The following is a 5058-nucleotide window of genomic DNA, read 5'->3' on the forward strand; positions in this document are numbered from 1 at the left end:
CGAGTCCCACCTCCCACGGGAGGGAAGTGGCGCTGATCAAGCTTCCTAGAAAAGCCCGAACCACGTTAATCATTAATTGCCTGTACCCGAAACCGACACAGGTGGGGAAGTAGAGAATACTAAGGGGCGCGAGATAACTCTCTCTAAGGAACTCGGCAAAATGACCCCGTAACTTCGGGAGAAGGGGTACCCTCGCAAGAGGGTCGCAGTGAATAGGCCCAGGCGACTGTTTACCAAAAACACAGGTCTCCGCCAAGTCGTAAGACGCAGTATGGGGGCTGACGCCTGCCCAGTGCCGGAAGGTTAAGGAAGTTGGTCAGGAGTAATCCGAAGCTGACGACCGAAGCCCCGGTGAACGGCGGCCGTAACTATAACGGTCCTAAGGTAGCGAAATTCCTTGTCGGGTAAGTTCCGACCCGCACGAAAGGCGTAACGATCTGGGCACTGTCTCGGAGAGAGACTCGGCGAAATAGGATTGTCTGTGAAGATACGGACTACCTGCACCTGGACAGAAAGACCCTATGAAGCTTTACTGTAGCCTGGAATTGGCTTCGGGCTTCGCTTGCGCAGGATAGGTGGGAAGCTTTGAAACTCTCCTCGTGGGGAGGGTGGAGCTAACGGTGAGATACCACTCTGGCGAGGCTAGAATTCTAACCCTGACCCCTAATCGGGGCGGGAGACAGTTTCAGGTGGGCAGTTTGACTGGGGCGGTCGCCTCCTAAAAGGTAACGGAGGCGCGCAAAGGTTCCCTCGGTCCCGTTGGAAATGGGACGATAGAGTGCAAAAGCAGAAGGGAGCTTGACTGTGAGACCCACAAGTCGAACAGGGACGAAAGTCGGCTTTAGTGATCCGACGGCACCGCGTGGAAGGGCCGTCGCTCAACGGATAAAAGTTACTCTAGGGATAACAGGCTGATCTCCCCCAAGAGTTCACATCGACGGGGAGGTTTGGCACCTCGATGTCGGCTCATCGCAACCTGGGGCTGAAGTCGGTCCCAAGGGTTGGGCTGTTCGCCCATTAAAGCGGTACGTGAGCTGGGTTCAGAACGTCGTGAGACAGTTCGGTCCATATCCGGTGTAGGCGTAAGAGCATTGCGAGGAGCCTTCCTTAGTACGAGAGGACCGGGAAGGACGCACCGCTGGTGTACCTGTTATCGTGCCAACGGTAAACGCAGGGTAGCCATGTGCGGAGCGGATAACCGCTGAAAGCATCTAAGTGGGAAGCCCACCTCCAGATGATTGCTCTCATGGCATTAAGCCAGTAAGGTCTCGGGTAGACTACCCGTTGATAGGCTCTAGATGGAAGCTCGGTAACGAGTGCAGTCGAGGAGTACTAACCGACCGAGGGCTTGACCTGATTCTTCTTTCACCACTTTTTTCCTAGCTTTTGCAGTCTTGAGGGTTCTACCCTTCCTGGTGTCTTTAACGTGATGGCACCACTCCGATTCCATCCCGAACTCGGTTGTGAAACTTCACCGTGGCCAAGATACTTGTCGGGTTGCCGACTGGGACAATAGCTCGATGCCAGGATTATTCTTTCCTCAAAACAATTCCTTTCTCATGCAAGTGGGGAGGGTATTGTCTTTGCTGTACTTTTTTTATTGGTTTAGCACTGCGTAGCTCATCCTGCTGGGCTACTGACTAAGAGTAGCTCTACTACAAAATTAATGTGTATTAGTGTTTATGTTTTATGGAGCTAATTTTTATTGTCTCCCTTCAGTAGTTCTCTATAAGCAAGTTTACATTCTTCTAGTCTCTTCTGAAACAGAAAAATTGCCTTTTTCAAACCGTAAATTTTTACAGTTTTCCGAAAATACTCCGAGCATGATTCACATCTATAAAGTACGCTGTAAGCACAGGAAAATCCTTTACGAGGCGAAAGATATTTTTGATAGAATCGGATACAGTGAATAACAGCAAAATCAAGAATAAACCGTAAACCGATTTTCTCTAAACAATCGACTAATGGAATAACAAATATTAACAATTTGGAAATCGATACTTTCCGTTTTGTTCTTGTGTGCATAGAGAAACATCTATAAATTAACTTTCTAAGCATTTGACAAGCATATCAAGGATATGACGAACTGGTTTGGCAAAGTTTGGTGAATCTTTAAGCCAGCGAGCTAAAGGTGGCGATAATTTGTAGTATATTAAAATAAATAACTTTCCTAATGGATACATTCTCAGTTTTTCGTCTCGAAAGTGTCTTAATTTGATAACTTGAGGTGCTTCGTAAGTGCCATAGACAGCAGTAGCTATAAAGCAGTGATCGCAATGGTCACAGTGGCCACAATGATTTAAGTGATCGCAGTGGTCACAATGATTTAAGTGGTCACAATCTTCAATATCTCCGTTAGACTTGTCCAAACTGATTGGGTGAGGTTCTGGTGATACTCCACTTATATTATGATTAATAGAACTCTCTAACAATTGCTCTTGGTGGTGGGTTGGAAAAGAACTGCTACCGCGACTACTGCTAACAGGGAGAAATGGTTCTCTAGTGTCAGGTAAAGAGTCTATAGATTTGTGTAATATGACTGAACTAGCTATATGCTCTTTAGGAATTGAACTTCTAGGATAGTGCTGTTCTGAGTTATCTTCTGTTTGCGAACTAGGATTACTTGATGAAGAAGGAGTCAAGTCAGGAACATACAAACTATTATTATGGGTTAACTCTTGAATAATCTTTTCTATATCTACTTTTGCAGACGCATAACCAACGCCGACTCCAACACCAGCCCCAACAGAAATATACCAGCCTAAGTTGTGCCTTAATTGTTTATATTTTTTGTCAGAAGATAAAAGCCTATTGAATTCATCAATGCTTAATTGATTAAGCTTTTCCAATAGAGAAGTTAATTGTTCAGGAGATATGGGTAAGTTGCCGTTATTTGCATATTCGGTGATCATGTAAAGAGTAATAGATTTTTTTATTTTATCATCCGCATCGAGAGGAAGTAGAGAGGCAAAATTTTCTACAAATTTTTCAACCATCTCATCATTAACATTAATAATTTGTTGATTGATTACTTGGTTAATTTGATGATAGACAATTTGCCCCTGCTGATCAAAATTTGACATAGTTTTTTAGTTCCTTTGAATCAGTATTTACAAGGCTGTGTATTTGTAAACGACTGCAAGAATATACCAGTCAATATCGGCTAAAACAGTTTTTGGACTAATTCAATAGCTTTAACAATTCCAGCAACGATTCCACCAGCTTCGGCGACTCCCTTCATAAAGCCTTTAGCCGTGCTTAGATAACCTGCAATTACATCCTTATTAGGTTCAGGTTTTTTTGCCTGATCGACAGCTTTTTGGATTTGCTCTTGAACCTCTGTAACAATTTCGGCATTGATGACTTTAGATTCTCCAGCGTTGCTTACTTCAGACTTCAATTTCTCTAGCTCAATAATCAAATCGGCTTGATTTTGAGCTTCAGAAAAGCTATAATTATTATTTGTTTGGTTTGTAACTGTCTGATGACGCATATCGAATACTGACATAGTTTTGCTCCTTTGATATGATTTTCCGTTGTTGGTAAAAGTTAGCTATCTTCAAATGGAAATGAAGATATTAAAAACAACAATCCTATAGGCATTGTAATCCAACCTAGTAAAATCAAATTAGGCAATGTTACAAAAATTAAATATCCCACACCAATCCCAAAAGCAAAACTGCTAACAGTAAAAATAATAGAAATAAATAAATTTCTACCGTTCCGTCTTATCTTTCTAATTACTAAAGCTAAAGATAAAATAGGAAGCCAGAAAATATCTCCTAGTAGAGAGCCAGCCGATGAAAATGAAATAGAACCCGTACCACCAATATGTTCATGCTCGCCTCCAAAAAGTATACAAATTCTATAAATAATATATATTATATAAGTAGTAAATATTAAGCCAATAAAAGGAATTCTAAGTTTTTTTCTAAGTTTTGTTATACCTTTGTCAGAAAAACGAGAAAAAAGTGGAGATATTAATATAGAAAATATGAGCCATACTACAATAATTAATTTTAAAAATAAAAGAATATTTGAATTGACAAAAGGAACTATAAGAGGTATGTAGCAAGCAAAAGAAAATCCCATTAAAAATAAACCTAATAAGTTTGCCTTTTTAAAGAAATTGACTAAAAAACCAAGCCATATCGTACTAAATATTTCAATAAAAATGGTTTCATTAAAATTAGTATCAGCATTAATATTCCAATTTTTCTTATTTGTTCCTATTAATTTAGCACTAGAAAAGTCCGTACCGTTGACGTTGGCATTAGCAAAGTTAGAATTTCGCAAAGTCGCTTTGTAGAATGTGCAATTGTTGAGATCAGAACTAGAGAAATCACAATTGATCAGCGTGGCTTGGGTAAACTGAGTACGGGATAGGTTTGCTTTGTTAAAAAATGTTCCAGTTTTTAGTTGAAAGTCTCCAATTAACATCCATAAAAAAAATAAACACAATGGCGCAAAAATAAAGTTTAGCCCAAGAATATTATCAAGAAAAAATCCAGAAAAAGAGGACATCAACAAGGTGTCATTAACAAACTCTTTGTTTAAGCTTTCAGAAAGTGAACGTAAAAAGGTTATCAAAGAATGACTTAAAAATAGACCGATAAGCAAACCTAAAATCATAATAGGTATACTTAAAATATATCCTCCAAAATCATAAGAAAATGTCAATACTTTCGACCCCAAAAATCCCTGAACTACACCTATCAAGACAACCATAATGAAAATAATTTCTTGAGTGCGGCTTCGTCCTGCCTTTGTACCCGAAAAATCTGCTCCTTCAAGATTGGCATTGGTGAAATCACAACCTCTTATATCGGCATTGCGAAAGTTTGCTCCTGCTAGGTTTTGATTATCTTTAAATGAGCGATTCCTTAGATCATGATTGGAAAAGTCAAGGGGGTTGACATTAGATACAGTATCGGTTTCTCCATCCTGCACATTGATAGGATGTTGATTAGAGGAGTCAAGCAATGTAGTAATAAGCTCTTGACTCAAAATGGCATCATTGAAATTGGTATCCGCATCAATACTCCAATTTTGAATATT

Annotated in this window: 4 protein-coding genes and 2 rRNA genes (1 of these 6 cut by a window edge); 2 read left to right on the forward strand and 4 right to left on the reverse strand. The window is 40.2% G+C overall.

Annotated features, from left to right (window positions below; translation table 11 throughout):
• Both IM477_RS03590 and rrf read left to right on the forward strand, forming a co-directional pair.
• Positions 1 to 1356: ribosomal RNA gene (locus IM477_RS03590) — 23S ribosomal RNA — on the forward strand (it extends 1524 nt beyond the left edge of the window).
• A gap of 55 nt (positions 1357 to 1411) precedes the next feature.
• Positions 1412 to 1529 (forward strand): 5S ribosomal RNA (rrf, locus tag IM477_RS03595).
• Between the two features lie 166 nt (positions 1530 to 1695).
• Here rrf and yidD read toward each other — a convergent pair.
• The 4 genes from yidD to IM477_RS03610 form a co-directional block, all read right to left on the reverse strand.
• Positions 1696 to 2058 carry a membrane protein insertion efficiency factor YidD gene (gene yidD / locus IM477_RS22890; RefSeq protein WP_104398173.1) on the reverse strand — a complete coding sequence of 121 codons (363 nt, stop codon included), beginning with the start codon at positions 2056 to 2058 and terminating at the stop codon, positions 1696 to 1698.
• Positions 2043 to 3083: a CFI-box-CTERM domain-containing protein gene (locus tag IM477_RS03600; protein ID WP_287730556.1), complete on the reverse strand. Its 1041-nt coding sequence runs from the start codon at positions 3081 to 3083 to the stop codon at positions 2043 to 2045. Before IM477_RS03600 ends, yidD begins: the two co-directional genes overlap by 16 nt.
• Before the next feature lie 80 nt (positions 3084 to 3163).
• Complete coding sequence (locus tag IM477_RS03605; RefSeq protein WP_287730557.1) at positions 3164 to 3508, reverse strand: hypothetical protein; 345 nt, start codon at positions 3506 to 3508, stop codon at positions 3164 to 3166.
• A gap of 41 nt (positions 3509 to 3549) precedes the next feature.
• Positions 3550 to 5058, reverse strand: a 1509-nt coding sequence (locus IM477_RS03610; protein WP_287730558.1) for a pentapeptide repeat-containing protein, incomplete at its 5' end; no start/stop codon positions are given.

It is taken from the genome of Microcystis sp. M090S1 (assembly GCF_020246295.1).
Taxonomy (GTDB): Bacteria; Cyanobacteriota; Cyanobacteriia; order Cyanobacteriales; family Microcystaceae; genus Microcystis; species Microcystis aeruginosa.

What these genes read in the sequence shown, in the direction of transcription:
- yidD (WP_104398173.1), bottom strand. Translation starts at nt 2,058, where the DNA reads ATGCTTAGAAAGTTAATTTATAGATGTTTCTCTATGCACACAAGAACA.
- IM477_RS03600 (WP_287730556.1), bottom strand. Translation starts at nt 3,083, where the DNA reads ATGTCAAATTTTGATCAGCAGGGGCAAATTGTCTATCATCAAATTAAC.
- IM477_RS03605 (WP_287730557.1), bottom strand. Translation starts at nt 3,508, where the DNA reads ATGTCAGTATTCGATATGCGTCATCAGACAGTTACAAACCAAACAAAT.